At 61.2% G+C, this 24799-nt stretch carries 26 protein-coding genes; 16 read left to right on the forward strand and 10 right to left on the reverse strand.

Features of this window, described 5'->3' with window-relative positions; translation table 11 throughout:
• Positions 1–151 precede the first annotated feature (151 nt).
• A complete protein-coding gene (locus tag ACXZ1M_RS00120) occupies positions 152–904 on the forward strand; it encodes a phytanoyl-CoA dioxygenase family protein (protein WP_459051224.1) in 753 nt (250 codons plus the stop codon).
• Between the two features lie 14 nt (positions 905–918).
• Here the strand turns inward: ACXZ1M_RS00120 and ACXZ1M_RS00125 are convergent, their stop codons facing one another.
• From ACXZ1M_RS00125 to ACXZ1M_RS00135, 3 genes are all read right to left on the reverse strand, one after another.
• On the reverse strand, positions 919–1773 hold the full coding sequence (locus ACXZ1M_RS00125; protein ID WP_459051225.1) for an AraC family transcriptional regulator: 855 nt from the start codon (positions 1771–1773) through the stop codon (positions 919–921).
• Positions 1773–2597, reverse strand: a complete 825-nt coding sequence (locus ACXZ1M_RS00130; protein ID WP_459051226.1) for a sugar phosphate isomerase/epimerase family protein — start codon at positions 2595–2597, stop codon at positions 1773–1775. Before ACXZ1M_RS00130 ends, ACXZ1M_RS00125 begins: the two co-directional genes overlap by 1 nt.
• 247 nt (positions 2598–2844) lie before the next feature.
• Positions 2845–3018 carry a hypothetical protein gene (locus ACXZ1M_RS00135; RefSeq protein WP_459051227.1) on the reverse strand — a complete coding sequence of 58 codons (174 nt, stop codon included), beginning with the start codon at positions 3016–3018 and terminating at the stop codon, positions 2845–2847.
• A 213-nt stretch (positions 3019–3231) separates the two neighbouring features.
• Between ACXZ1M_RS00135 and ACXZ1M_RS00140 the strand changes: the two genes are divergently transcribed.
• Positions 3232–3597, forward strand: coding sequence for a hypothetical protein (locus ACXZ1M_RS00140; protein ID WP_459051228.1), 366 nt, complete (start codon positions 3232–3234; stop codon positions 3595–3597).
• Positions 3598–4524: 927 nt separating this feature from the next.
• On the opposite strand, the gene guaA is transcribed toward ACXZ1M_RS00140, so the two are convergent.
• Both guaA and guaB read right to left on the reverse strand, forming a co-directional pair.
• On the reverse strand, positions 4525–6135 hold the full coding sequence (gene guaA, locus ACXZ1M_RS00145) for a glutamine-hydrolyzing GMP synthase (RefSeq protein WP_459051229.1): 1611 nt from the start codon (positions 6133–6135) through the stop codon (positions 4525–4527).
• Positions 6136–6201: 66 nt separating this feature from the next.
• Positions 6202–7665 carry an IMP dehydrogenase gene (gene guaB, locus ACXZ1M_RS00150; RefSeq protein WP_373987335.1) on the reverse strand — a complete coding sequence of 488 codons (1464 nt, stop codon included), beginning with the start codon at positions 7663–7665 and terminating at the stop codon, positions 6202–6204.
• A 272-nt stretch (positions 7666–7937) separates the two neighbouring features.
• Between guaB and ACXZ1M_RS00155 the strand changes: the two genes are divergently transcribed.
• From ACXZ1M_RS00155 to ACXZ1M_RS00195, 9 genes are all read left to right on the forward strand, one after another.
• Positions 7938–8411, forward strand: coding sequence for an FxDxF family PEP-CTERM protein (locus tag ACXZ1M_RS00155; protein ID WP_459051230.1), 474 nt, complete (start codon positions 7938–7940; stop codon positions 8409–8411).
• Between the two features lie 85 nt (positions 8412–8496).
• Positions 8497–8991: a DUF4124 domain-containing protein gene (locus ACXZ1M_RS00160; RefSeq protein ID WP_459051231.1), complete on the forward strand. Its 495-nt coding sequence runs from the start codon at positions 8497–8499 to the stop codon at positions 8989–8991.
• 63 nt (positions 8992–9054) lie between these two features.
• Positions 9055–10083, forward strand: a complete 1029-nt coding sequence (gene gntR, locus ACXZ1M_RS00165) for an HTH-type transcriptional regulator GntR (protein ID WP_459051232.1) — start codon at positions 9055–9057, stop codon at positions 10081–10083.
• A 101-nt stretch (positions 10084–10184) separates the two neighbouring features.
• The gene (locus ACXZ1M_RS00170) at positions 10185–10697 is read left to right on the forward strand and encodes a gluconokinase (RefSeq protein WP_459051233.1); all 513 of its coding nucleotides are present in this window, start codon (positions 10185–10187) and stop codon (positions 10695–10697) included.
• 105 nt (positions 10698–10802) lie between these two features.
• Positions 10803–12140, forward strand: a complete 1338-nt coding sequence (locus tag ACXZ1M_RS00175) for an MFS transporter (protein ID WP_459051234.1) — start codon at positions 10803–10805, stop codon at positions 12138–12140.
• A gap of 14 nt (positions 12141–12154) precedes the next feature.
• Complete coding sequence (locus tag ACXZ1M_RS00180) at positions 12155–14524, forward strand: GH36-type glycosyl hydrolase domain-containing protein (protein ID WP_459051235.1); 2370 nt, start codon at positions 12155–12157, stop codon at positions 14522–14524.
• Between the two features lie 35 nt (positions 14525–14559).
• Positions 14560–16806, forward strand: a complete 2247-nt coding sequence (locus ACXZ1M_RS00185) for a beta-glucosidase family protein (protein ID WP_459051236.1) — start codon at positions 14560–14562, stop codon at positions 16804–16806.
• A 60-nt stretch (positions 16807–16866) separates the two neighbouring features.
• Positions 16867–17238, forward strand: a complete 372-nt coding sequence (locus tag ACXZ1M_RS00190) for an energy transducer TonB (protein ID WP_459051237.1) — start codon at positions 16867–16869, stop codon at positions 17236–17238.
• 2 nt (positions 17239–17240) lie between these two features.
• On the forward strand, positions 17241–18641 hold the full coding sequence (locus ACXZ1M_RS00195; protein WP_459051238.1) for a tetratricopeptide repeat protein: 1401 nt from the start codon (positions 17241–17243) through the stop codon (positions 18639–18641).
• Between the two features lie 4 nt (positions 18642–18645).
• Here ACXZ1M_RS00195 and ACXZ1M_RS00200 read toward each other — a convergent pair whose 3' ends face one another.
• A complete protein-coding gene (locus ACXZ1M_RS00200) occupies positions 18646–19485 on the reverse strand; it encodes a substrate-binding periplasmic protein (protein WP_459051239.1) in 840 nt (279 codons plus the stop codon).
• A 198-nt stretch (positions 19486–19683) separates the two neighbouring features.
• On the opposite strand from ACXZ1M_RS00200, the gene ACXZ1M_RS00205 reads away from it, so the two are divergent.
• Positions 19684–20082 carry a VOC family protein gene (locus ACXZ1M_RS00205; RefSeq protein WP_459051240.1) on the forward strand — a complete coding sequence of 133 codons (399 nt, stop codon included), beginning with the start codon at positions 19684–19686 and terminating at the stop codon, positions 20080–20082.
• Between the two features lie 7 nt (positions 20083–20089).
• Here ACXZ1M_RS00205 and ACXZ1M_RS00210 read toward each other — a convergent pair whose 3' ends face one another.
• Entirely contained in the window at positions 20090–20380 is a 291-nt protein-coding gene (locus ACXZ1M_RS00210) for an RnfH family protein (RefSeq protein WP_459051241.1), read from the reverse strand.
• Positions 20370–20804, reverse strand: coding sequence for a type II toxin-antitoxin system RatA family toxin (locus ACXZ1M_RS00215; protein WP_459051242.1), 435 nt, complete (start codon positions 20802–20804; stop codon positions 20370–20372). Before ACXZ1M_RS00215 ends, ACXZ1M_RS00210 begins: the two co-directional genes overlap by 11 nt.
• A 75-nt stretch (positions 20805–20879) precedes the next feature.
• Between ACXZ1M_RS00215 and smpB the strand changes: the two genes are divergently transcribed.
• The 3 genes from smpB to ACXZ1M_RS00230 all read left to right on the forward strand — a co-directional run bounded on the left by smpB (position 20880) and on the right by ACXZ1M_RS00230 (position 22739).
• Complete coding sequence (gene smpB / locus ACXZ1M_RS00220) at positions 20880–21329, forward strand: SsrA-binding protein SmpB (RefSeq protein WP_459051243.1); 450 nt, start codon at positions 20880–20882, stop codon at positions 21327–21329.
• Between the two features lie 184 nt (positions 21330–21513).
• Positions 21514–22188, forward strand: coding sequence for a hypothetical protein (locus ACXZ1M_RS00225; RefSeq protein ID WP_459051244.1), 675 nt, complete (start codon positions 21514–21516; stop codon positions 22186–22188).
• Positions 22188–22739 (forward strand): FlgO family outer membrane protein, encoded by a 552-nt coding sequence (locus ACXZ1M_RS00230; protein WP_459051245.1) that lies wholly within the window; start codon positions 22188–22190, stop codon positions 22737–22739. Before ACXZ1M_RS00225 ends, ACXZ1M_RS00230 begins: the two co-directional genes overlap by 1 nt.
• On the opposite strand, the gene ACXZ1M_RS00235 is transcribed toward ACXZ1M_RS00230, so the two are convergent.
• Entirely contained in the window at positions 22736–23566 is an 831-nt protein-coding gene (locus ACXZ1M_RS00235; RefSeq protein WP_459051246.1) for an NAD-dependent protein deacetylase, read from the reverse strand. The genes ACXZ1M_RS00230 and ACXZ1M_RS00235 overlap by 4 nt on opposite strands.
• A gap of 127 nt (positions 23567–23693) precedes the next feature.
• Here ACXZ1M_RS00235 and ACXZ1M_RS00240 point away from each other — a divergent pair, with 127 nt between their 5' ends.
• Entirely contained in the window at positions 23694–24296 is a 603-nt protein-coding gene (locus tag ACXZ1M_RS00240; protein WP_459051247.1) for an FxDxF family PEP-CTERM protein, read from the forward strand.
• 95 nt (positions 24297–24391) lie between these two features.
• On the opposite strand, the gene ACXZ1M_RS00245 is transcribed toward ACXZ1M_RS00240, so the two are convergent.
• Positions 24392–24799: a DUF4259 domain-containing protein gene (locus ACXZ1M_RS00245; protein WP_459051248.1), complete on the reverse strand. Its 408-nt coding sequence runs from the start codon at positions 24797–24799 to the stop codon at positions 24392–24394.

A 24799-nucleotide genomic window follows, 5' to 3' on the forward strand; every position in this document is an offset into this window, starting at 1 on the left:
CCGAAAAGTCTATGCATTCAGCCAGCCGGTACAGGCCTGGAACGCCGCCGCCCCCATTCCGAAGATATGCAAACTTCTCCGTAAATTGGCATCAGCCCGCGCGCCTGAATCCGCCTACGATGGCGACATTATTCACGCAAGGGAGTCCTCCATGTCACTGCTGTTACCCGCCGATGTCGAAACCTACCGCGAGCACGGCTATCATTTACATCGCAAGCCGCTGTTCAGCCCCGAAAAACAAGCGCTGCTTACCGCAATCTTCGAGGAGCACCTGGCGGACAAGGGCACGCGCCTGTCGGACGAACTCGATACGCCGCATTTTCGCGATCCGCGCCTGTTCGATTTTCTCTTGTCCGACGAGGTGCTGGACCTGATCGAGCCGGTCATCGGACCCAATATCGCGCTGTGGTCGAGCCACTTCATTTGCAAGGATCCCCTGGTCGGACGGGCGACGCCCTGGCACGAGGACAGCTCCTACTGGAATAGCCGGGTCGACGGCTTTGACCAAATCATCACCGTCTGGTTGGCGATCGACCGCAGCACGCGGGAAAACGGCTGCATGCGGGTCATTCCTGGCACACACCGCAACGGCTTCTCGGAATACGAGCGCGTCGACGGCGCCATCAACACTTTCGACACCCAGGTGAAAGGCGTGGACGAGCGCAGCGCCGTCTACTTTGAGCTGGAGCCCGGTCAATGCTCGCTGCATGACTCGCGCATCATCCACGGCGCGGCCGCCAACACCAGCCCCTTGCGGCGCTGCGGCTACACGATGCGCTATTTTTCCACCAACATCAAGGTGGTCAAGGACACCGATCACACCGGTGCGCCATTCAAGATCTGGCTGGCGCGTGGCCAGGATCTGGCCGGAAACCGCTACGCCAACGTCTCACCCAGCCCATGAAAAAAGGGATGTGATCAACTTCCCATCGTGCTGGAGCGGCGGCGGCTGACGCCACTGGGCGCCTGCCCATAAGCCTGACGAAACACCCGTGAAAAGTGCGTCAACGTATTAAAGCCGGCGGAATAGGCGATCTCGGTTACGGGCAACTCGGAGGAATGCAGCAGCGCATGCGCAAATTCCAGGCGCAGGCGCTGCAGATATTGCTGAAACGTGCAACCCACGCTTTTGTGGAACAGTTCGCTAAAATAGTTCGTAGAAAGATGGGCCTGATCGGCGGCATCCTCCAGCGTGATCGGCTGGCGAAAATGGTGCTGAATATACATCAGCGATTTGCGTACACCCGCCGGTACCCCGAACGGATCGGCGCGACCGCCGCCGCCGGCAGCGCGAGGTCGCAGTCGGTGCCACACAATCAGCAACTCCGTCACCGCGCCCTGCACCACCAGCTCGCAACCGGCCAGCCGCTGCGCCCGTTCGCGCTCTATGCGCGCCAGGCAGGCGTGTAAGGCGGCCAAGCCGTCGGACACGCAGCGAATCTGGCGCGCGTAGGCACCGTCAAATAGCAAATGCCCGAGCGCGTCCCCCAGCACCGAGCGGCCGAAAATCAGATTGGCCAGCGCCAGTTGACTTCCCGCCGCCGGCCCGATCGCGTGAAAATCCGCAGGTGTCATCAGAAACGTGTCGCCCGGCGCCAGGCTGTGGGATTCGCCATTGACCTTGTGCCATCCCAGGCCGTCGAGCACGATGGTCCATTCATAGAATTCATGCCAGTGCAACGGAAACGGCTCGACCAATCGCTGCCGGTCAAGCCGGACGGCCAGCGGCCCGGCAAGGAATTCGGTGTTCAGCAGGCGGCTGGGAGAACTCATCACGGCTGGACAGCATCCAGCGCCGCGTCCTTGAAGCGCGCCTGAAAGGTTTGCGCCATCCACAAATTCACGTCCCACAGGTCGGCCGCAGGCGCTTGCGAATAAGGCGCACATTGCAAATACGGTGGCGGGCCGAATTCCGGCGTGAACGTCATGTGGCGACGGCCGGCCTGGGCCAGATGGCGCGCAATCGCCAGCCACAGCTGCAGGAAATTCTCGACGTGGTCGGCATACTCCGGCGCCCTAGGATCGGGCACTTGCGGCCCCTCGGTATAGCCAACGCGGCCGTGGATATGGATGGCCCGACCGAGGGCCAGCGCGACGTCGGGCTCATCGCAGTCAAGCATGCGCTCGCAAGCGACGGTCCAGTGACTCAGGTCGGCGCCCAGTTTCAAGCCGGGAAAGCGGTGCAGCATGGCGGCGGTCTGCCACGGCGTGAAACATATCCTGCCACGATGCGTTTCGTGGGCGATCTCCAGTCCAATCTCTTGCTCGACTGTCAGCGCGGCGTCGAAAAATCGGCATTGCTCGTCCGTGCTCATCCGGTCCAGCCCGCTATGGGAATTAATCAGCACAGGCCCCAACTCCACTGCGCGCAACACTTGCTCGCGAAATGACGCAATATGGTCCGGCCCGGTCGTCACCACTTGCGCGACATACTCCAGCCCCAAGGCATCGAGCGCGGTGCGGAAGCGCCCATCGACACTACCCAGACGTGGCGGCGTATATTCGACGCCGTGGTAGCCCGCAGCGCTGATTGCCTCGAGGCGGCCTTGCCACGCCCCATCCCATTCCCACAACGATTTATAGAGTTTCAGTTCCACACATGCTCCTGGTAAAGCGGCGCCCGGCGCACCGTTTTCGATTGTATGGGACCGGTGGACAGCGGAGCAGGAAGACGCAAGTTTCGCCTATACATTCAGCAGAAAAATCCATCACTCCGAATCGGCTCGTTTGCATTGCATGGGCTTGCCAAAATTCGCGCGATCAAAAAGAAAAAGCCCCTGAAAATCAAGGGCTTCATCTCATCCATTTGCCAGGTAGCGCCAACCGGCTGCTACGGAATTATTGCTACTCAATGGTCGCAGGCGGCTTGCCGCTCTTGATCGCTTGCAGCAGATGCGTGGTCATCGAGGTGGGATCGATGAGCAAGTCCGGATCTCTGTCTTCCTTATCACGACCATGACGTACAGAGCCGAATATGCGCGGATTACAGGCATGATGCTGCACAACGATCTTATGCATCGCATCTCTAGTGGACCGTGTAGACGTAGCTAATCCAGACTAACCCTGGAGAAATTCTGTTGCGACAAGGCTATAACTTCCAATTTCTTAGTAATGTTTTTTACCAAGAAGTTTGATCCAGATCAAACCCGGCCCATTTTAGTGCTGCCTCTCATTTCTTAGCGCATAAAAAAGATTTAGCATCGGAAATAGAAATTGAAATAGGAGGCAGCCATGCAACTACAAAAATCAGAGGTAGTGAAATTTGGCTTTTTGTTCATCGGGGACAGCCGTCGCTCTTCGACGCTGTACTTTGCGGGGTTTCAGCCAGGCGCGACCAAGAGTAACGCGCACCAAGTAGTGATCGCCGAAGTACTCGATGCGGTCAGCGCAAATCGAAAAGTCGCATACGCGGTCGATCAAAGCTCAGTTGGCAGGCTTGACGAGCACGAGCTTGAAAATCTCTGCAGAATCGCAGTCGGCCAATTTCTGCAAAAACTCCCCAGCGACAATTTCATGTGCTTAGCATTGCCGTTGAATTTGGCGGGCCAGCGCTGGGCAGGTACATTCCAACCAATCCAACTATCTACACTTGTGTAGAAAATCGACGAAACCGTCTGGACTTTTCGAGCACCGCAATCTTATCGGGGTTTTCGGCGAGATCGACAATCCAACGATCGCGTGGTAGCAAGCATCTTCGTCTGGATGGCCATCGCTTGAAAGAGCGATCACTTGATCTTTGCCCCTTCGAAGTCTCCAACGCCACGGCTCTTTGGTAATAGGGCAAGTGTCTTTATAGATCTCGAACCACATGTCTCCTCCCTGCTATAGGAAAGAAATATTAGCGGTTACTTGCATACTAGACAAATACATTTTGCCTCATTGAATTTGATGAAAATCAATGCGCTGATCTCAAAAATGTGCCTTTTACAAACGTATCCAGCAAATCACAGTACACTGAATGTTCACTTGCAAGGTGCAATGAAAGTGTTGTCGCAAATTCTACTCACTAGTTGATGATTTTATTCAGCCAGCAATCGCCATCTCGGCGCCGGCATTCCGCACTATCACGAATTCGTAATATTACGTTATACGGAATATTGTTTATCGTCAGATAATCCACGGCGTCCTCCTCGCCGAGCCGCTATTCTCAGCCGGCAAGCCAACCTGCTCTCGTGCATGCACTCCACGGCCGGCGCGCGCCTGTTGACAATACTGTCGCACTAGGTCTTCAGAAGGTGCTCCGAAATTTCTGAGAGCAGCAACGCACCAAACGGCCTTTTCAAATCGTGTTCATAGGTTTGGCTTCGCATCGCGCGCGTTGTTTCAGCCATCTTGAATTTGTCGAGCCAGCCTCGTATCATCACTTGGGAATTGCCGTGCCATCTTAATCACCATCAAATCGGCTCGCTTGGCATTGCATGGGTTTGCCAAAATTTGCGCCACCAAAAAGAAAAAGCCCCTGAAAATTCAGGGGCTTCATCTCATCCATTCGTCAGGCAGCGCCAGCCGGTGCCGACTACGGAATCATTCCCATTCGATGGTCGCTGGTGGCTTACCGGAAATATCGTAAACGACGCGGTTGATACCACGGACTTCATTAATGATGCGATTGCTGACCTTGCCCAGCAACGCGTGCGGCAGGTGGGCCCAGTGCGCGGTCATGAAGTCCTGAGTTTGCACCGCGCGCAAGGCCACCACGTATTCGTAGGTGCGGCCATCGCCCATCACGCCCACCGATTTCACCGGCAGGAACACGGCGAACGCTTGCGAGGTCGCTTCGTACCAGTTCTTCGGCTCGGCGTCCTGATCGAAGCCCGGCACGATGGTCGCCTCGTATGGCGTGTTGCGCAGTTCTTCGATGAAGATGGCGTCGGCCTGGCGCAGCAGGTCGGCGTAGTCCTTTTTCACTTCGCCCAGAATCCGCACGCCCAGGCCCGGGCCTGGGAACGGGTGACGGTAGACCATCTCATGCGGCAGGCCCAGCGCCACGCCCAGCTTGCGCACTTCGTCCTTGAACAGTTCGCGCAGCGGTTCCAGCAGCGACAGCTTCATGTGTTCCGGCAGGCCGCCCACGTTGTGGTGCGACTTGATGGTCTGGCCTTTCTTGCCCTTGCCGGCCGATTCGATCACGTCCGGGTAGATGGTGCCCTGCGCCAGCCACTTGGCGTTGACCAGCTTGCCCGATTCCTTGTCGAACACTTCGACGAATTCGCGGCCGATGATCTTGCGCTTCTGCTCTGGATCGCTGACGCCGGCCAAGTGGCCCATGAACTGGTCTTCCGCATCGACGCGGATGACTTTCACGCCCAGGTTGTTGGCGAACATGTCCATGACCATCTTGCCTTCGTTCAGGCGCAGCAGGCCGTGGTCGACGAACACGCAGGTCAGCTGGTCGCCGATGGCGCGGTGGATCAGCGCGGCGGCCACCGACGAATCGACGCCGCCGGACAGGCCCAGGATCACTTCATCGGTGCCCACTTGCGCGCGGATTTTCTCGACCGCTTCCGTGATGTAGTCGGGCATGTTCCAGTCTGACTTGCAGCCGCAGATTTCGTGCACGAAGCGGCTCAGCATGACCTTGCCCTGCACCGTGTGCGTGACTTCCGGGTGCCATTGCACGCCGTAGAAGCTCTTCTCTTCGTTGGCCATGGCGGCGATCGGGCACGACGGCGTGTCGCCCATCAGCACGAAGCCCGGCGGCATGTCCAGCACCTTGTCGCCGTGGCTCATCCAGACCTTTTGCATGCCGTGGCCTTCGTCGGTGACGAAGTCGACGATGCCGTTCAACAGCTTGGTGTGGTTGCGCGCGCGCACTTCGGCGTAACCGAACTCACGCACTTTGCCGTTCTCGACCTTGCCGCCCAGCTGGGCCGCCATGGTTTGCATGCCGTAGCAGATGCCCAGTACCGGCACGCCCAGTTCGAACACGGCGTCCGGCGCGCGCGGCGCGTCGCCTTCCAGCGTCGAGCTGTGGCTGCCCGACAGGATCACGCCGGCGGCGCCGTAGTTGCGCACGAACTCGTCGCTTACGTCGTACGGGAACACTTCCGAGAACACGCCGGAATCGCGCACGCGGCGGGCGATCAGCTGGGTCACTTGGGAGCCGAAATCGAGAATCAGAATTTTAGAGTGCATGGACTTGTACTGAAGAGGAGAGAATAGAAAAACGCCGGCTGACTCAGCCGGCGTTGCAAGGACGTCTTAGTCGCCGGAACGGTAGTTCGGCGCTTCCTTGGTGATTTGTACGTCGTGGACGTGCGATTCGCGCATGCCGGCCGAGGTGATCTCGACGAACTCCGCTTTGTTGCGCAGTTCTTCGATGGTGGCGCAGCCGCAGTAACCCATCGATTGGCGCACGCCGCCCACCAGCTGGAAGATGATCGCCAGCACGGAGCCCTTGTAGGCCACGCGGCCTTCAATACCTTCGGGCACGAACTTGTCGGCCTTCATGGTGGCGTCCTGGAAGTAGCGGTCGGCCGAACCGTCAGACATGGCGCCCAGCGAGCCCATGCCGCGATACGATTTGTACGAGCGGCCCTGGTACAGGATCACTTCGCCCGGCGCTTCTTCGGTGCCGGCGAACATGGAACCCATCATCACGGTCGAGGCGCCGGCTGCCAGCGCTTTCGAGATGTCGCCCGAGAAGCGGATGCCGCCGTCGGCGATACATGGCACGCCCGTGCCTTCCAGTGCTTCAGCCACGTTGGAGATGGCGGTGATTTGCGGCACGCCGACGCCGGCGACGATACGGGTGGTGCAGATCGAGCCTGGACCGATGCCGACCTTGACCGCGTCCGCGCCGTACTCCACCAGCGCCTTGGCGGCGGCGGCGGTGGCGATGTTGCCGCCGATGACGTCCACTTGCGGGTACTTGGTCTTGATCCACTTCACGCGGTCCAGGATGCCTTGCGAGTGGCCGTGGGCGGTGTCGACCACCAGCACGTCCACGCCGGCGGCGACCAGCAGGTCGATACGCTCTTCATCTTTGGCACCCACGCCGACAGCGGCGCCGACCAGCAGCTTGCCCTGCGAGTCTTTCGACGCCAGCGGGTGCTCGTGCGATTTCTGGATGTCTTTGACGGTGATCAGGCCGCGCAGTTCAAACGCGTCGTCGACCACCAGCACGCGCTCCAGGCGGTGCTTGTTCATCAGGCGCTTGGCTTCGGTGGTATCGGCGCCTTCCTTGACGTACACCAGCTTTTCGCGCGGGGTCATCTTGGCGCGCACTTCGGCGTCCAGTTCCTGCTCGAAACGCAGGTCGCGGTTGGTGATGATGCCGACCACTTCCTTGCCTTCCACGACCGGGAAGCCGGAAATGCCATATTGTTCGGTCAGCTTGATGACGTCGCGGATCTTCATGGTCGGCGGAATCGTGATCGGATCACGCAGCACGCCGGCTTCGAAACGCTTGACACGCGCTACTTCACGCGCCTGGTCTTTAGGATTCAGGTTCTTGTGGATGATACCGATACCACCCTCTTGAGCCATGGCAATCGCCAGGCGCGCCTCGGTGACCGTATCCATCGCTGCCGACAGCAGTGGGATATTCAACGTAATGTTGCGGGTCAAACGGGTTTTGAGGGACGTATCCGCGGGCAGAACGTTGGAGTAGGCTGGGACGAGCAGCACGTCATCGAATGTGAGTGCTTTTTGAAGTAGACGCATAGCATTTCCTATAGGCGCAAAAGCAGATTATACAGAATACGCGCGATTCTGTCTGGAACTTCTTCGGCAACGCCCAGCCGCTCGCCTCTGCCTTGTCAACGGCAAGTGACATACCCAAAAACAATTGTTAAATTTTGCTGCGCGGAATTGGTGTTGTTTTAACACCAATCTAAGAAAATCGTTATGTTTACATACGTCGCTGCACTGCGACAAAAAAACTCTGGCGGCTTCGTCGCTGGTTACCAATAACTTATGTTTTTAGGGGTTCTACGATGAAAATGAAATTACTTGCTGCTGTACTGCTGGCTGGCGCCGCATTCACCGCTTCGGCCGATGATCAGGTCAAAACCATTGGTCTGGGCACCACCACCTTCCAAGGTATGGGTACCCTGCTGTCCGGCGGCTCCGACACCATCACTTTCGACGGCCTGGCATCCGGCACCTACAACGTTACCGTATCGTACCAGGCCAACTTCCTGGATATCGACAGCGTAACGCTGAACAACAATCTGGGCACCTCGGTCGAAATCAATCTGCCTATCGGCTCCTTCACCGCCGGCGGCGTGATTATTTCGGGCCAGTCGCCATTCACCCTGATGCTGAACGGTACGCAAGCCAGCTCGCCGTTCGCGCAATACGGCGGCGCCATCACCGTTACCGCAGTACCAGAACCAGCAACCTACGGCATGCTGCTGGGCGGCCTGGGCCTGCTGGGCTTCGTTGCTCGTCGCAAAAAACAGTCGTAATTTGTCGTAAAGAACCACCTGCGCTCCGGTTGACAGTTGCCATGAATCATGGCGAAATCGCTGTATGCTTAACTGGAGCGCTTTTATGAACCATCGCAACACGTTGTTGGCAGTGATGCTGCTGACCCTGTCTCCACTGGCACTAGCGCAGTACATGTGGATCGACGACAAAGGCGTCAAGCAGTTCTCCGACCGCCCGCCCCCGGCCAATATACCGGCAAAGCGCATACTCAAGGCGCCCGGCAAGCCGCTGTTCAATCCCAACGCCCCTGCCGAGCCTGAAGCTGGCGCAGACACGCATGCCGCCGCAAAGCCAGCCCCAACAGTGGCCGAACGCAACGCCGATTTCAACAAACGCAAAAGCGAAGCCGCCGAAGCTGAAAAGCAATCCGCCGCCAACGCCCAGCGCAAGGCCGACGAAGCCGCCAATTGCAACGCCGCGCGCCAGAACCAGCAGGCCCTGGACCAGGGCTTGCGCCTCAGCACCTACGATAAGAACGGCGAACGCGGCTATATGAACGACCAACAACGCGAAGATTTGCGTAAAAATACGCAAAAAGTGTTGGCCGATTGCAAATAACTGCTCTTACTTTGGTCCCGGCTGCCGTATGATATCGCTATCAATATCACTCAGATCGCAGCAATGACGAAGACTCTAGCGGGCAAGAGCCGGGCCAGCGGCCGTATCACCCTCGCCATGGTGGCGGAGAAGGCGGGCGTGGCCACCATGACCGCCTCGCGCGCCATTACCCAGCCGGACATGGTGTCCCAGGCCCTGCGCGACCGCGTCGACAAAGCCGTGGCTGAACTCGGCTATGTGCCCAACCGCGCCGCCCGCGCGCTGGCTTCGTCGCAATCGAAAGTCATTGCGGTGCTGGTGCCGTCGCTGTCGAACGCCGTGTTCACCGAAGTGCTGGCCGGCATCCAGGATGCGCTGGACGCCGACGACTACCAGATCCTGATCGGCAACACCCGCTATTCCGACAAGGAAGAGGAAAAGCTGATCGGCACCTACCTGCAGTCGAATCCGGACGGCATGCTGCTGTCCGGCCTGACGCACAGCCCGCGGGTGCAGCAAATCCTCACCTCCTCGCGCGTGCCGGTGGTGTCGATGATGGACATGTCCACCAATCCGGAACAACTGACCGTCGGCTTCTCGCAATTCCAGGCCGGCTACGCCATGACGCGCTACCTGCTCGACAAGGGCCACAAGCGCATCGGCTTCATCGGCGCGCAGCTGGACGAGCGTACCCTGCGCCGCGCCGAAGGCTACCGCAAGGCCATGCAGGAAGCCGGCCGCGCCGACGCCAAGCTGGAGGTGATGGTGGCCGAACCGTCCACCATCGCGCTGGGCGCCGAGCTGGTGGGCCGCATGCTGGCCCAGGCCCCCGATTGCGAAGCCATTTTTTGCTGCAACGACGACTTGGCCCACGGCGCCATCTATCAGTGTCAGCGGCGCGGCATTTCCGTGCCTTCGCAGCTGGCGATCTGCGGCTTCAACGATTTGCCGGCCTCGGCGTGGATGAATCCTTCGCTGACCACCATCGGCACGCCGCGCTACCGCATCGGTTTCGAAGCGGCCACCCTGCTGCGCGCCGTCATCAAGGGCGAAAATCCGCCCACCCGGCAGATCGATCTCGGCTTTACGCTGATGGCGCGCGAAAGCGCATAAGCAGAGTTGGCGGCGCTTGCTGCTGCGCCGCAGCATCGATAGTTCTTTACAAATTCTTCAATCCGTCTAAACTCGCTCAAACTGTTAGCGCTATCATTCATATGCTCAAAAGTGTAAAAATCAATTCCCCGCGCTGGGTCGTCATGGGCGTCAGCGGTTGCGGCAAGAGTTCGGTCGGCTTGCAGCTCGCCAGCGCGCTGGCGGTGCCGTTCCTGGAGGGCGACACTTACCACTCCTATGAGAACGTCGCCAAGATGACGGCCGGCATGCCGCTCACCGATGCCGACCGTGCCGACTGGCTGTGGGCGCTGCACCGCGAAATCCGCGACGCCCGCCTGCGCCAATCGGGCCTGGTGCTGTCCTGCTCTTCGCTCAAGCGGCGCTACCGCGACCTGCTGCGCAGCGCCGACCCGGAATTGCGCTTCGCCCACCTGGCCGGCCCGCGCGAGCTGATCGCCGACCGCATGGCCGCGCGCAAGGATCACTACATGCCACCCGCCCTGCTCGACAGCCAGCTGGCCACTCTGGAACCGCTGGAAGAAGACGAAGCCGGCATCGTGCTGGATATCGCCACCGCGCCGCCCGAACTGGTGCGGCAGATACTGCGTCAATAAACAAGGATAGTTACCGCTATCAAAACCGAGCTCTCCCCGGAACCCTAGCAAGTTCCGTTCAGGCAGTGATACGCTGCCTGCTTTTACATGCGTTTGAAAGTGATCGTGAACAAAAAACTGACTTGGCGTGAAAAAATCAGCTACGGCGTGGCGGACATGGGTTTCAATTTTTATTGGACCAATGTCGCCACCTTCCTGCTGATTTTCTACACCGACACCTTCGGCATTTCGGCCGCAGCCGCCGCGTCGATGATGTTCACGATCAAGATCATCAACGCCTTCACCGATCCCATGATCGGCGCGGCCGCCGACCGCACCAATACGCGCTGGGGCAAATTCCGCCCCTACCTGATCTGGGTGCCGGTGCCGCTGGCCTGCGCCGCCTTCCTCACCTACACCACGCCCGACCTGTCGCACGACGGCAAGCTGATCTGGGCCTACGGCACCTATCTCGCCATGATGGTGTGCTACACCTGCATCAACATCCCGTACAACGCACTGTCCGGCGTGCTGTCGGCCGATCCGCAGGAGCGCTCCACGGTCAACGGCCTGCGCTTCATCTTCGCCTTCGCCGGCGGCACGCTGGTGACGGCGGCCACGCCGGCGCTGGTGCAGTGGCTGGGCGGCGGCAACGACAAATTGGGCTGGCAGCTGACCATGCTCACCTGGAGCGGGTTCGCCTCGCTGCTGTTCGTGTTCACCTTCCTCAACACGCGGGAACGCATCGCCCCGCCGGCCGAGCAGAAGTCCAACGTCTGGCAGGACGTGCGCGACCTGTCGCAGAATCGTCCATGGGTGGCGCTGTTCTTCCTGGCGCTGATCATCATGATCACCATCACCCTGCGCACCAGCAGCGCCGCCTACTACTTCAAATACGTGGTGAACCGTCCGGAACTGATGGCGGGCTTCGTGCCGGCCTATATGCTCGCCGCAGCGGCCGGCGCCTCGCTCACGCCGCTGATGACGCGCTTCATCGACAAGCGCAAGCTGATGATGATCCTGATGACCATCACCGCCGTGCTGTCGTCGGCCTTCTTCTTCGTGCCGAAGGACCAGATCGTGCTGATGTTCGCGCTGCAGGTCGGCATGGGCCTGGCGCTGGGACCGAAGTCGCCGCTGGCCTTCTCCATGTACGCCGACACCGCCGACTACAACGAATGGCGCACCGGCCGCCGCGCCACCGCCATGACCTTCGCCGCCGCCACCTTCTCGCAAAAGCTGGGCACTGCCATCGCGGTGGCGGTGATCGGTTCGATCTTTACGCAGCTCGGCTACGTCGCCAACGCGGCGCAGACGGCCGTGTCGCAGGCCGGCATCGTCTGGCTGATGTCCTTCATTCCGGCCGCCTTCGCCCTGCTAGCGGTGGCGGTGATGTTCTTCTATAACCTCGACAACCAAAAACTGCTGCAGATCCAGGCGGATCTCGAAGCGCGCAAATCCTGACGGAGAGACTGATTATGTTACGCCCCACCCACAATGGCGACCGCTACGAACTGACCAGCCCCACGGCCATGCCGCAGGCGGCGGGCTTCCTGTGGAACCAGAAGATGATGATCCAGATCACCTGCCGCGGCTACGCCACCGCGCAGTTCATGCAGCCGGAGCCGGCCAAGTATGCGCACGCGCCCAACCTGGAGGCCAAGACCTTCATGCAGCCGGAGCAGAACTACTACGCCCACCATCCGGGCCGCTTCTTCTACATCAAGGATGAAGAAACGGGCGAGCTGTTCTCCGCGCCGTATGAGCCGGTGCGCACGCCGGTGGACAGCTACAGCTTCTCGGTCGGCAAAAGCAATCTGGCCTGGACCATCGAGCACCTGGGCGTGCGCGTCGAGCTGACCTTGGGGCTGCCGGTGGCGGACGTGGTGGAAATGTGGTCGCTGCGCGTGACCAACCTGTCCGGCCGTGCGCGCAAGCTGAGCGTCTATCCCTACTTCCCGATCGGTTATATGTCGTGGATGAACCAGTCCGGCGAATACCGTCCGGACCTGGGTGCGGTGGTGGCCAGCAGCGTCACGCCGTACCAGAAGGTGGCCGACTACTTCAAGCAGAAGGACTTCAAGGACAAGACCTACTTCCTGTGCGAGCAAACGCCCGACGCCTGGGAAGTGCGCCAGTCCGCGTTCGAGGGGGAAGGCGGCTTGCATCGCCCTTCCTCCATCGACGCCGAACAAATGGGCAATAGCGACGCGCGCTACGAGACGCCGACCGCCGCCCTGCAATACCGCCTGTCGCTGGCCGACGGCGAGGCGCGCGACTACCGCTTCCTGTTCGGTCCCGCCTTCGACGACGCCGAGATCAAGGCGGTGCGCGCCAAGTACCTGAACGCGGAAGCCTTCGCCGCCACGCAGCAGGAATACGCCGACTACATCGCCAGCGGCCACGGTTGCCTGCGCATCGAGACGCCAGACGCGGACCTGGACAACTTCGTCAACAACTGGCTGCCGCGCCAGGTGTTCTACCACGGCGACGTCAATCGCCTCAGCACCGATCCGCAGACCCGCAACTACCTGCAGGACAATATGGGCATGAGCTTCATCAAGCCCAGTGTGATGCGCAAGGCCTTCCTGCACGCGTTGTCGCAGCAGGAAGCCAGCGGCGCCATGCCGGACGGGATCCTGCTGGCCGAAGGCGCGGAACTCAAATACATCAACCAGGTGCCGCACACCGACCACTGCGTGTGGCTGCCGGTGGCGCTGAAAGTCTACCTGGACGAAACCGGCGACTACGACATCCTGCATGAAGACGTGATCGGCGCCGACAGCGGCGTCGCCCTCACCGTCTCCGAGCGCGTGAGCAGCGCCATGGACTGGCTGCTGCAGGCGCGCGACAAGCGCGGGCTGAGCTACATCGCCCAGGGCGACTGGTGCGATCCGATGAACATGGTCGGCTACAAAGGGCGCGGCGTATCGGGCTGGCTGACCGTGGCCACCGCCTATGCGCTCAACCTGTGGGCCGAGATCTGCGAAACCACCGGCGCCAGCTCCTCGCTGGCCGAAAGCGCCAAGCATTTCCGCGCCGGCGCCCGCGCCGTTAACCGTGCCGCCAACGAACACCTGTGGGACGGCGACTGGTTCGCACGCGGCATCACCGACGACGACGTGGTCTTCGGCACCAGCAAGGACCAGGAAGGCCGCATCTGGCTCAACCCGCAAGCCTGGGCCATCCTCGGCGGCGCGGCCAACGCCGGCCAGCGCGCTTCGATGGTGGCGCAGGTGGAGGATCAGCTGTGCACTCCCTACGGCGTGCAGATGTTCGCGCCGCCGTTCAGCGCCATGCGCGACGACGTCGGCCGCGTGACGCAAAAGCATCCGGGTTCGGCGGAAAACGGCGCGGTCTACAACCACGCGGCCGTGTTCTACATCTACAGCCTGTACAGCATCGGCGAAGGCGACCGCGCCTACAAGCTGCTGCGCCAGATGCTGCCCGGCCCGAACGAGGCCGATTACCTGCAACGCGGCCAGCTGCCGGTGTTCATCCCCAACTACTATCGCGGCGCCTGGCGCGAGTATCCGCGTACGGCCGGCCGCTCCAGCCAGCTGTTCAACACCGGCACCGTATCGTGGGCCTACCAGTGCTTTATCGAAGGCCTGTGCGGCCTGAAGGGCAACGCCGAAGGCCTGGTAATCGAGCCGCAACTGCCGGCGCATTGGGACGGCATGAAGGTGGTGCGCCAGTTCCGCCATGCGACGTTCAACGTGTCTATACAACGCGCGGACGTCGCAGAAATACAAGTCTGGCATGAAGGTAGGTGTTTGACTGAAAACGTTTTCACCGGTATTGTTGCAGGCGGCACGTACGCGCTGGAGGTCTTGGTCCCGCGCTGAAACATCAACTAAAACTATAAGGACATCGTAATCGTATGAAGAAGCGTCTCTGGTTGTCTCTGGCCCTGGCCTACCCACTCATGTTGACCGGCGCCGTACACGCCGCAGACGCCAAGCAACCGTGGCTCGACGCCGCGCAGTCGCCCGACGCGCGCGCCGAGCAACTGGTCAAGGCGATGACGCTGGATGAAAAAATCCAGACCGTGTTCGCCTACTTCTCCACCGAATTTACGCCGAAAAAATTTGAGCAGCCGAAGGAAGGCCGTCCCGGCTCCGCCGGCTGGGTGCCGGGCGTTCCGCGCCTCGGCCTGCCGTCGCAATGGCAGTCGGACGCCGGTGTCGGCGTGGCCACGCAGGCCGTCTCCAAGACGCCGTACGAGCGCACTTCCCTGCCTTCGGGCCTGGCCACCACCGCCACTTGGAATCCGAAGCTGGCCTTCGCCGGCGGCGCCATGATCGGCAGCGAAGCCCGCTCGACCGGCTTCAACGTGCTGCTGGCCGGCGGCGTCAACCTGATGCGCGAACCGCGCAACGGCCGCAACTTCGAATACGGCGGTGAAGACCCGCTGCTGGCCGGTATCATGGTCGGCGAACAGATACGCGGCATTCAATCGAACCATATCGTTTCCACGCTCAAGCACTACGCCTTCAACGACCAGGAAACCAACCGCAACCACGTCAACGTCAAGATCGAAGACAAGGCCGGCCGCATGTCGGACCTGCTGGCGTTGCAGTTCGCGCTGGAGCGCGGCCAGCCTGGTTCCGTGATGTGCGCCTACAACCGCATCAACGGCGACTACGCCTGCGAAAACGAATACCTGCTGAACGAAGTGCTGAAGAAGGACTGGAAATTCCCCGGCTACGTGATGTCCGACTGGGGCGGCACCCACTCGACGATTCCAGCCGCGACGCGCGGCCTGGACCAGCAGTCCGGCTTCCCGTTCGATAAGTCGGACTACTTCAACGCGCCGCTGAAGGAAGCGGTGGTCAACCGCCACGTGCCGGAAGCGCGCCTGGACGACATGGTCAAGCGCATCACCCGCTCGATGTTCGCCAACGGCGTGGTGGAACATCCGGTGGCGACGCCGGCTTCCGCCGACGCCGGCATCGACTTCGCCGCGCACGGCAAGGTCACCCAGGCCGACGCCGAAGAAGCCATCGTGCTGCTGAAGAACGACAACAGCCTGCTGCCGCTGGCGGCCGGCGTGCGCAGCATCGCCATCATCGGCGGCCACGCGAATGTCGGCGTGCTGTCGGGCGGCGGTTCGGCACAAGTGTATCCGCAAGGCGGATCGGCGGTGCCGAATGAAGGCCCGGCCTACTTCCCCGGCCCTATCGTCTACCACCGCTCGTCGCCGATGGGCGAACTGGCCAAGCTGACCAAGGCCAAGCTGACCTACAACGACGGCAAGGACGCCGCAGCAGCAGCCAAGCTGGCCGCCAGCAGCGACATCGTGATCGTCTTCGGCACCCAGTGGCTGGCCGAGAGCTTCGACGCCGACGACCTGAACCTGCCGGGCAAACAGGATGCGCTGATCGCCGCCGTCGCCAAGGCCAATCCGAAAACCGTGGTGGTGCTGCAGACCGGCGGCCCGGTGGTCATGCCGTGGCTGAACAATGTCGGTGCGGTGCTGGAAGCCTGGTATCCGGGCACCAGCGGCGGCACGGCCATCGCCCGCGTGCTGGCCGGCGAAGTCAATCCGTCGGGTCGCCTGCCGGCCACCTTCCCGGCTTCGGTGGCGCAGCTGCCACGCCCGGTGATCGATGGCGATGCCAAGACCAAGGATGACAACATCCTGGAAAAGATCACCACCGACTACAACATCGAAGGCGCGGCCGTCGGCTACAAGTGGTTCGACCTGAAAGGCCACAAGCCGCTGTTCCCGTTCGGTTACGGCCTGTCGTACAGCACCTTCGCCTATGAAGGCCTGAGCGCCAAGCCTGCCGGCAGCGGTGTTGAAGTCACCTTCAACATCAAGAACACCGGCAAGCGCGATGGCAAGGCGGTGGGCCAGGTCTACGTGTCGCCGATCTCGGGCGGCTGGGAAGCGCCTAAGCGCCTGGGCGGCTGGGACAAGCTGGAGCTGAAGGCAGGCGCCAGCGGCAAGGCCACCGTGCAGATCGATCCGCGCCTGCTGGGCGTGTACGACAGCGCCAGCAAAACCTGGAAAATCGCCGCCGGCGAATACCTGGTGACCCTGGCCGATTCCGCCGGCGCCAAGCCTGCGGCCAGCGTCAAGGTCAAGCTGGATGCGAAAACGGTGGACGTCAACGGCCGTTAAGTAATTAGCGCAAGCGCGGTGGGGTTGGTAAAATAGCCACCCACCAATCCCATCGCGCGCATGAAACCTATCTTCCTCACGGCAGCGCTATCGCTGCTGGCGCCGGCTGCTCACGCGCAGACCAGCGCTCCCTATTTACCAAAATTCGCCCGTCCGCAGCTACGCGCCGAACCCCTGTTCGACAGCTGCACGAAGCTTGTATGGCCGCGCGCGTCCTTGCGCAATGAGGAAACCGGCGTCGTCACCTTGCGATTTACCATCGCCCCCAACGGGCGACTGCTCAAACAGGAAGTGGTGCGCAGTACCGGTTTTCCCTTGCTCGACAAAGCCGCAAGCGAAGGACTAAGCACATGCCGATTCCGCCCCGGAAGCATCAACGGCACACCGGTCCAGACGGTCTCCTATGTTCAATACGTGTGGACGCTGGAATGACGATGATGAAAATACTGACCGCTGCCATTCTGATGGCCACCAGTGCATTGCTCCATGCGGCAGCCATGGACCCGGCACCGCTGAACTGCTCAACGTTCAACCCCACCGCCAAGCCCACTCCCCTGGCGGATGCCGAGCGCGCCCTGCAGGCGGCGCGCGGCGACAGCCTGGCTGAAGCCAACGCCATGTATGTGCTGGCGGAGGCGAAATATTTCTCGCGCGATCCGGCTGGCGGTGATGCGATGATCAAACAGGCCAACGCCATCTGGAACGAGCAACCGGCGACCGTGCAGCTGGCAGTCAGTCTGCAGTCGTACGCACGCAAGCTGATCAAACTGAATAACTGTGCGCTGGCCTCGCCGCTGCTGCATACCACGTTGTCCATCGCGGAGCGCGCGCCGGAATCGGACGAAGCCCTGGTCTACGGTGTGTTATCCGATCTGATGCAAGTGGAAGTGGCACGCCGCAACGTCGCTGCGGTGACGCAGAACGCACCACGCCTGCTCGCATACTGGCAAAGGAATGGCGATCCGGCTGACAGCATTGCCGCGCCGGTGTACCGCAGGATGATAGACCTGTATTACAAAGACGCGCAGTACACACTGGCCGAGCCACTGGCGACGCGGAACCTCAACAACGGCGAGCAGCGTTACGGCGCCGGGCATGCCGCACTGATTGAGCGCTTGCTCGATCTGGCGTCGGTGTACTACGGCCAACTGCGTTATGCCGAAGGTGAGGCGGCATTCATGCGCGCGGCGGCAATCTCCGCCAAGGTCGATCCGCGTGGCGCCACCCGTTTTGCGCCCGGCGCCCAGCAGCAGCTTGAAGATGAGATGCGCCGCCGTTACAACCAGGGCGACACAGCCGGCGCGTTGGCACTGGGCGAACAGGAAGTTCGGCAGTTGGCGCAAGCGCTTGAAGCCGACATGCAGGCGTTGCAAGTTGCAACCACGGCGCGCGACGCGCAGCCGCCCGGCCCCACGCCGCGTCCTGCCTTGGTTGCGGCGGCGCTACGAGCCCGCATCAAGGTGGCATCCTCGGAGAAGGCACTGGCCGCAATGCGTGTGCGCGTTGCGGAGATCCTGCATGCGCAGCAGCGCTACGATCAGGCGCAGGCGCTGTATCTGCAAGCGCTTGACGGTTACGCGCGTTACGGAGCCGATCCGCTGGAAACCGCCGCCGTGAAAAGCGATTTGGCCATGTTGTATCGCGCACGCGGCAACGACACCGCAGCCCTGCCGCTGCAGGCGGAATCGTTCGAAATACTGCTGCTAGCCTACGGCATAAGCCACCCGGACGTGGTGGATAGCGCCGGCGAGTTGGCGGCAATCTACAAACGTCAAGGCAAGAAGGCCGAACTGGCGGCTTTGGTGGAGCGCGTGCCTGCACTTCGCGTGCGCTGAAACCTTAATCAGGCGCCGACAAGGCCGTGAGCAACGGCCCCTGGCCTTGTCGGAAGGTGCGCTTGACGATGCTGTCGTCGAAATAGCGCGTGTAGATGGTGCGGATGCTTTGCTCCGTCACCATCGCCTTCAAGGCGTCGGCGTAGCGCTGGCGTACCGCTTCCGGCATGGTCTTCCTCGACAGGTAGATGCCGGTGAAACGCTGGGCGGATTCCTGCACCGGAATCACCACTGCATGCTTCTTCAACTTCCCCTGCTTCAGATAGCGGCTGTAGATCGGCGCCGAGGCCAGCGTGCCTTCGGCGCGGCCCATTTCCAGCTTGCCGAACACTGTCTCGTAATCGTTCACCACTTCCAATCGTCCGGCGGCGGCCAGCCGCGCCAGTTGGGCGTCCACCGCCGTGCCATAGGTGACGCCGCGCGTGACATTGAGCCGTCCTTTGCCGTGCTCCACGTATTCGGCCAGACTGCTGTAGCGGCGCTCCGGCGCGCTGGCCAGCACCAGGTCGTACTGCAGGTAGGCGTAAGGCAGATGGCGGGCGTAGGCGTCGCGCTCCGGCGTGCTGGCCGAGCCCATCGTCATGTCGATATGGCCGGCCTCCAGCTCGATGAACAGGCGCTGGCGCGGATACCAGTGGAATTCGAATTTGCAGCCGGTACGGCGCGCCATTTCATAGGCGATGTCGACCGCAATGCCGCCGATGCGTCCCTGCTCGCGGTATGACATAAAGCCAAGGTCGCTCAGGCCGACGCGCGTGACCGGCGGACAAACCACGCCGGCCCGGGCCATGGGCAGGCTGCAGCACAACACGACGATCAGGAGCAACCGATTGCGTCTCATCATGAACTCTTTGCGGGTGGTAATGATGAGTGTATCTTAGGTTGCCCATGCAAGGCGAGGAAGCCCTATCGCTGCAAAGCCGCTTTGCAACAATGCAGGTGTGGAGGAGAATATTTTCGCAAGCGTGTCGATTTGGGATGCCCTCGCCCGTTGTAGGATTGAAGCACCGACCATCCCATCCACGCCAACCAAGGAAACGCTATGCACAAGCAGATCATCCTCAACCTGCCGGTCAAGGACCTGGCCAAATCCAAAGCCTTCTTTTCCGCGCTGGGTTTCACCTTCGATGCCCGCTTCAGCGGCGAGCACGCGGCGTTCATGAACATCGTCGACGGCACGATTCAAGCCATGTTGACGACCGAACCCTTCTTCCAATCCCTGATCGACAAGCCGCTGGCGAACGCGAAGGAAGCCAATGAACTGGTCATCTGCCTGAGCTGCGAAAGCCGGGAGGAAGTGGACAGCCTGATCGCCAAAGCCGTCGCCGCCGGCGGCCGCACACCACATCCGCCCGAAGACAACGGCACCATGTACGACCAAGGCTTCGAAGACATCGACGGCCACCTGTGGAACCTGGTCTGGACCGCGCCGGAAGCCTGACCGCCAATCAAGCCGTTGCGGAAGTCTTGCGGCGGCGGCGGGCGTTTTTGGGGTCCGCGATCAGCGGGCGGTAGAGTTCGATGCGGTCGTGGGCGCGCAGGATGGTGTCCAGCGGCTTTTTCTTGGCGTAGACGCCGGTTTCAAGTTGGCTCAGATCGAGGCCCGGCACTTCCTGCAGCAGACCGCTCAGGGCGATGGCCTGCTCCAGCGTGGTTCCCAGCGGCACCTGCAAGGCGCGCAGGAATTGCGCGCCATCGCTGGCGTAGCACACTTCGATCGTGATGGTCTCAGCCGCCATACACCGTTTCCGCCCGTTTGCAGAAGGAATCCACCATGCTGTTGGCGATGATGCCGAACACCGGCCCCACCAGCTTGTCCAGCAGCGCGCTGGAGAACTCGTAGTGCAGGTCCAGGTCGATCTTGCAGGCATCCTCGCGCAGCGCCTTGAAGGTCCAGGTGCCGTCCAGGCACTTGAAAGGACCGTCCACCAGCTTCATCTTGATCGCCGACGACGGCACGTTCTCGTTGGCGGTGGTGAAGCTCTGCTTGACGCCGTGATAGTTGATGCCGACGCTGGCCACCACCGTATCGCCATTGCGTTCCTTGATCTCGACACCGCCGCACCATGGCAGGAATTTGGGGTAATTCTCGATGGCCGCCACCAGGTCGAACATCTGTTGGGCGCTGTAACCGAGTAAAACTGATTTGTGCACTACTGCCATTTGCTAACCATTTGCTATGATGTTGAATTATTCGCGTCTGACGACGCGCAGCAGTAGTTTAACCGATACCCACTCATGACCATAGCCGATAACAAAAAAGCCTTTTTTGACTACTTCATCGAAGACCGCTTCGAAGCCGGGATCGTGCTTGAGGGCTGGGAAGTCAAGGCCATCCGCGACAACAAGGTGCAGATCAAGGAAGCCTACGTCACCATCAAGGGCGACGAGCTGTACCTGTTCGGCGCCCACATCAGCGCCCTGCCGACCGCCTCCACCCACATCAGCCCGGAAGCCGTGCGCACCCGCAAGCTGCTGCTGCACCGCGAACAGATCGACAAGCTGATCGGCAAAGTCGTACGCGCCGGCTACACCCTGGTGCCGCTCAACCTGCACTTCAAGGGCGGCCGTGTGAAATGTGAAATCGGCCTGGCCAAGGGCAAGAAAATGCACGATAAACGTGCCACAGAGAAAGATCGCGATGGCAAGCGCGAGGTCGCGGCCGCCATGAAGGTCCACCGCCGCTAAAACTGTTGCGCACTCTGTACAAAACCCGGTCCCGCACCGGGTTTTTTATTGGGTGGAGAATTTCTAAGTAGAAACATCCATGCTAAACTGGGAGAAGAATGATTTCACATTCGCAGCCGCTGCATGGCTGCGATCCGGAACCTGTACTTTTGACGACGAGGCAATAATGGCGCTGAAAACTGCAATGGCTATCGCAGCCGGGATACTGCTGGCAGGCTGCGCGTCGCGCTATACGCCCACGCCGCTGGCGGCCAACTTCCCCACCACCAAGCAGGCCAAGCTGCAAGCCGCCTACCACTGGGGCGTCATCTCCGACAGCATCGAAAAACAGGTCTCGGCCGAGCTCAAGAAGAGCCCGCCGCGTCCGGTCTACCTGAACGAGCCGAAGGAACCGACCCCGTTCCAGCGCGCGCTGGCGACCCAGCTCACCACCTCGCTGGTGAACGACGGCCACGTGGTCTCGCGCAGCCCGGCGGGCGCGCTCAAGGTCGAGCTCGACGTGCAGGCGGTCAGCTTCACCGCCAACCGTCCGCAATACCGCTACCATGGCGAGCGCTCCATACTCGGTGCCGGCGTCTGGCTGCTGAGCGAAATCGAAGCGCCGGTGCTGGCCAACCTGACCGTCGGTGTCGGCGCGCTCGATGCGCACGACTGGTTCAACGCCCAGTTCGCGCCGGGCGAAACGCCGAAAACCGAAATCATCGTCACCGTGTCGGTCTCCGACCAATACCGCTACCTGGCGCGCAGCACCTCCGCCTACTATGTGGCCGACAGCGACCGTGTACTGTACGGCATCGTCGATCCCAAGCCCGAAGAACCTAAACTGACGCGCACCTTCCAGGTGCGTGGAGACATGTAATGCTGAAGACCGTACTGCGCACCGCGCTGCTGGCCCTGCCCCTGCTGGTGGCCGGCTGTTCCTCGACGCCGAAGAACGAGGAAGGCAATTATTCCACCATCTCCTCCAACCAATTCATCAACGCCAACTACAAGGCCGCCGACACGCTGCTGCAGCAACTGAGCGGCAAGCTGGTGGCCGACAAGCCGCTGATCATGGCCACCGTGGTCAACATCGACGCGCTGGAACAGACCACCACGCTCGGCCGTCTGGTATCGGAGCAACTGTCCACGCGCATGGCGCAAGGCGGCCTGAGCATGCTGGAGATGAAGCTGCGCAACAGCGTCTACCTCAAGCGCAACCAGGGCGAGCTGATGCTCACGCGCGAAATCGGCGAAGTGGCCAACAGCCACAACGCCCAGGCCATCGTGGTCGGCTCGTACGCGGAAACCAGCGACATGGTGTTCATCAACGTCAAGGTGATCCAGCCCAACACCAACTTCGTGCTAGCCGGGCATGACTACGTGCTGGCCAAGGAAGCCATCGTCCGCTCCATGCTGCAGCGGAACTAAAGCAGCAAGGGCAGCACCTCCACTGCCGACGCCTCCACTTTCAGGCCGATCAGGTCGTCCGCCCGGGTTTTGCCCAGGTTGATGGCCGCGATCGGCTTGTTTGTTTGCGCGGCCAGCTTGGCGAAGCGGTAGCCGGAAAACACCATCAGCGAGGAACCGACCACCAGCACGGCGTCGGCCTCCTCCGCCAACTGCAGCGCGTCGGTGGTGCGCTGCGGCGGAATATTATCCCCAAAGAAAATCACATCGGGCTGCAAGACGCCGCCGCAAACGCCGCATTGCGGCAGGCGGAAATCCTGGAACTCGTCGAGCTCCAGTTCGGCGTCGCCGTCGGGACGCGCCTCGGGCACCACCTCGCCGGCCGGGCCGGTGGGCGCGAAGGTCGGATTGGCGTCCAGCAGCCATTGCTGAATTTCGGTACGCGGATGCACCTTGCGGCAATCCAGGCACAGCACGCCGTGGATATTCCCATGCAGCTCGATCAGCTTGCGGCTGCCGGCGCGCTGGTGCAGGCCATCGACATTCTGCGTAATTACGGCATGGATACGGCCGCTAGCCTCCAGCTCGGCCAGCGCACGGTGGCCGGCGTTGGGCGCGGCGCCGGCCAGGGTCGGATAGCCAGCCATGCTGCGCGCCCAGTAGCGGCGGCGCACCGCCTCGGACTTGCGGAAATCCGGCCCCTGGATGGGATTGCGGCCGCGCCGCACGCCATCCTTGTCGCGGTAATCGGGGATGCCGGAAGCGGTACTGAGACCGGCGCCGGTCAGCACCAGCACCCGTTTGTTGCGTTGCAGAAAAATTTGCAGCTGTTCGATGTCTTGGTTCATACCCAAATGGTACAACACATCAGAAAGTGACAAATATCACTAGGCGAGTTTGGTATTTCCAAGATAAAATTTGCATGTCTTTTGAGAAACCAAAGTTACCAACTAACAACACGAAAAGGGATACGCCATGAAAGCCAAGAACATTCTGAAATGCGCCGCACTCGCGGCCCTGATGGCAGCTGGTGCAGCACAAGCTGCGCCGGTTGAGCTGGTGCTCAACGGCAGCTTTGAAGCCGATCACGTCGACAACTACACCTGGTACAACACGGCAGCTCTGACCAACTGGTCCAACACCAGTGGCGGCATTGAAATCCGCAACATGGTCGAAGGCTCGGCGGCTGATGGTCACAACTTCGTCGAACTCGACACCACCGGCAATAGCGACATCTACCAAATCCTGAGCACGACGGCTGGCCAGTACTACACCCTGACCTACAAGTACGCCGACCGCATCAACGTACCGGTCACCTCGCAAGGCTTGAGCGTCTCCCTGAACGACAGCGTCGTCAGCAGCGTCGGCACGTCGGGCGGCGGCTGGGCCAATGGCAGCTACACCTTCCTGGCCACGGGCGCAACGAAACTGACGTTCACCGCGACCGGCACCAGCGACAGCCTGGGCACCTCGCTGGACATGATCTCGGTAACGGCCGTACCGGAACCAGAAACCTACGCCATGCTGCTGGCCGGCCTGGGCCTGGTAGGCTTCGCCGCCCGCCGCCGCAAGCAATAAAAATTCGGGGTCAGTTCCGACATTCGGACACGAGCCCATCCGTAGCAGGCGCTACGGATGGGCTCGTGTCCGAATGTCGGAACTGACCCCGAATCTTAAAGACGGGTGCGCAGGTCTTCCACGGATGCGCACCAGTCCGCGTAGTGCTCGCTTTCTTCCCAGAGTTGCCGCAGTTCGCTGTAGGGCGCGGTGATGCGCTCGATGGCGCGCAGTGCCTTCTCCGCCAAGTCAACTCGCGGCTTGGCCTTGGCTTTGCGCGCTTCCACCCATTCGTCGATCGCCGCGCTGTCTTCCGTTTGCGGACCGCCCTTGCCCTGCAGCCGCGCCAGCACTTCGATCGCCGCCAGCGCTTCGGCCGCGAACGGCGCTTCCAGTTCCGCGCCGCTGTCCAGCACCGTGTTGAGCGTATCCGCCACCGCGTCCAGATTGTTCGTTTCGTGCAAGTCTTCCGCCCAGTCCTGCGCGTAGTCGTTGCCGAAGGCGTCCACCGACCAGGTTCCCAT

The sequence above is a fragment of the Duganella paludis genome, assembly GCF_054461335.1.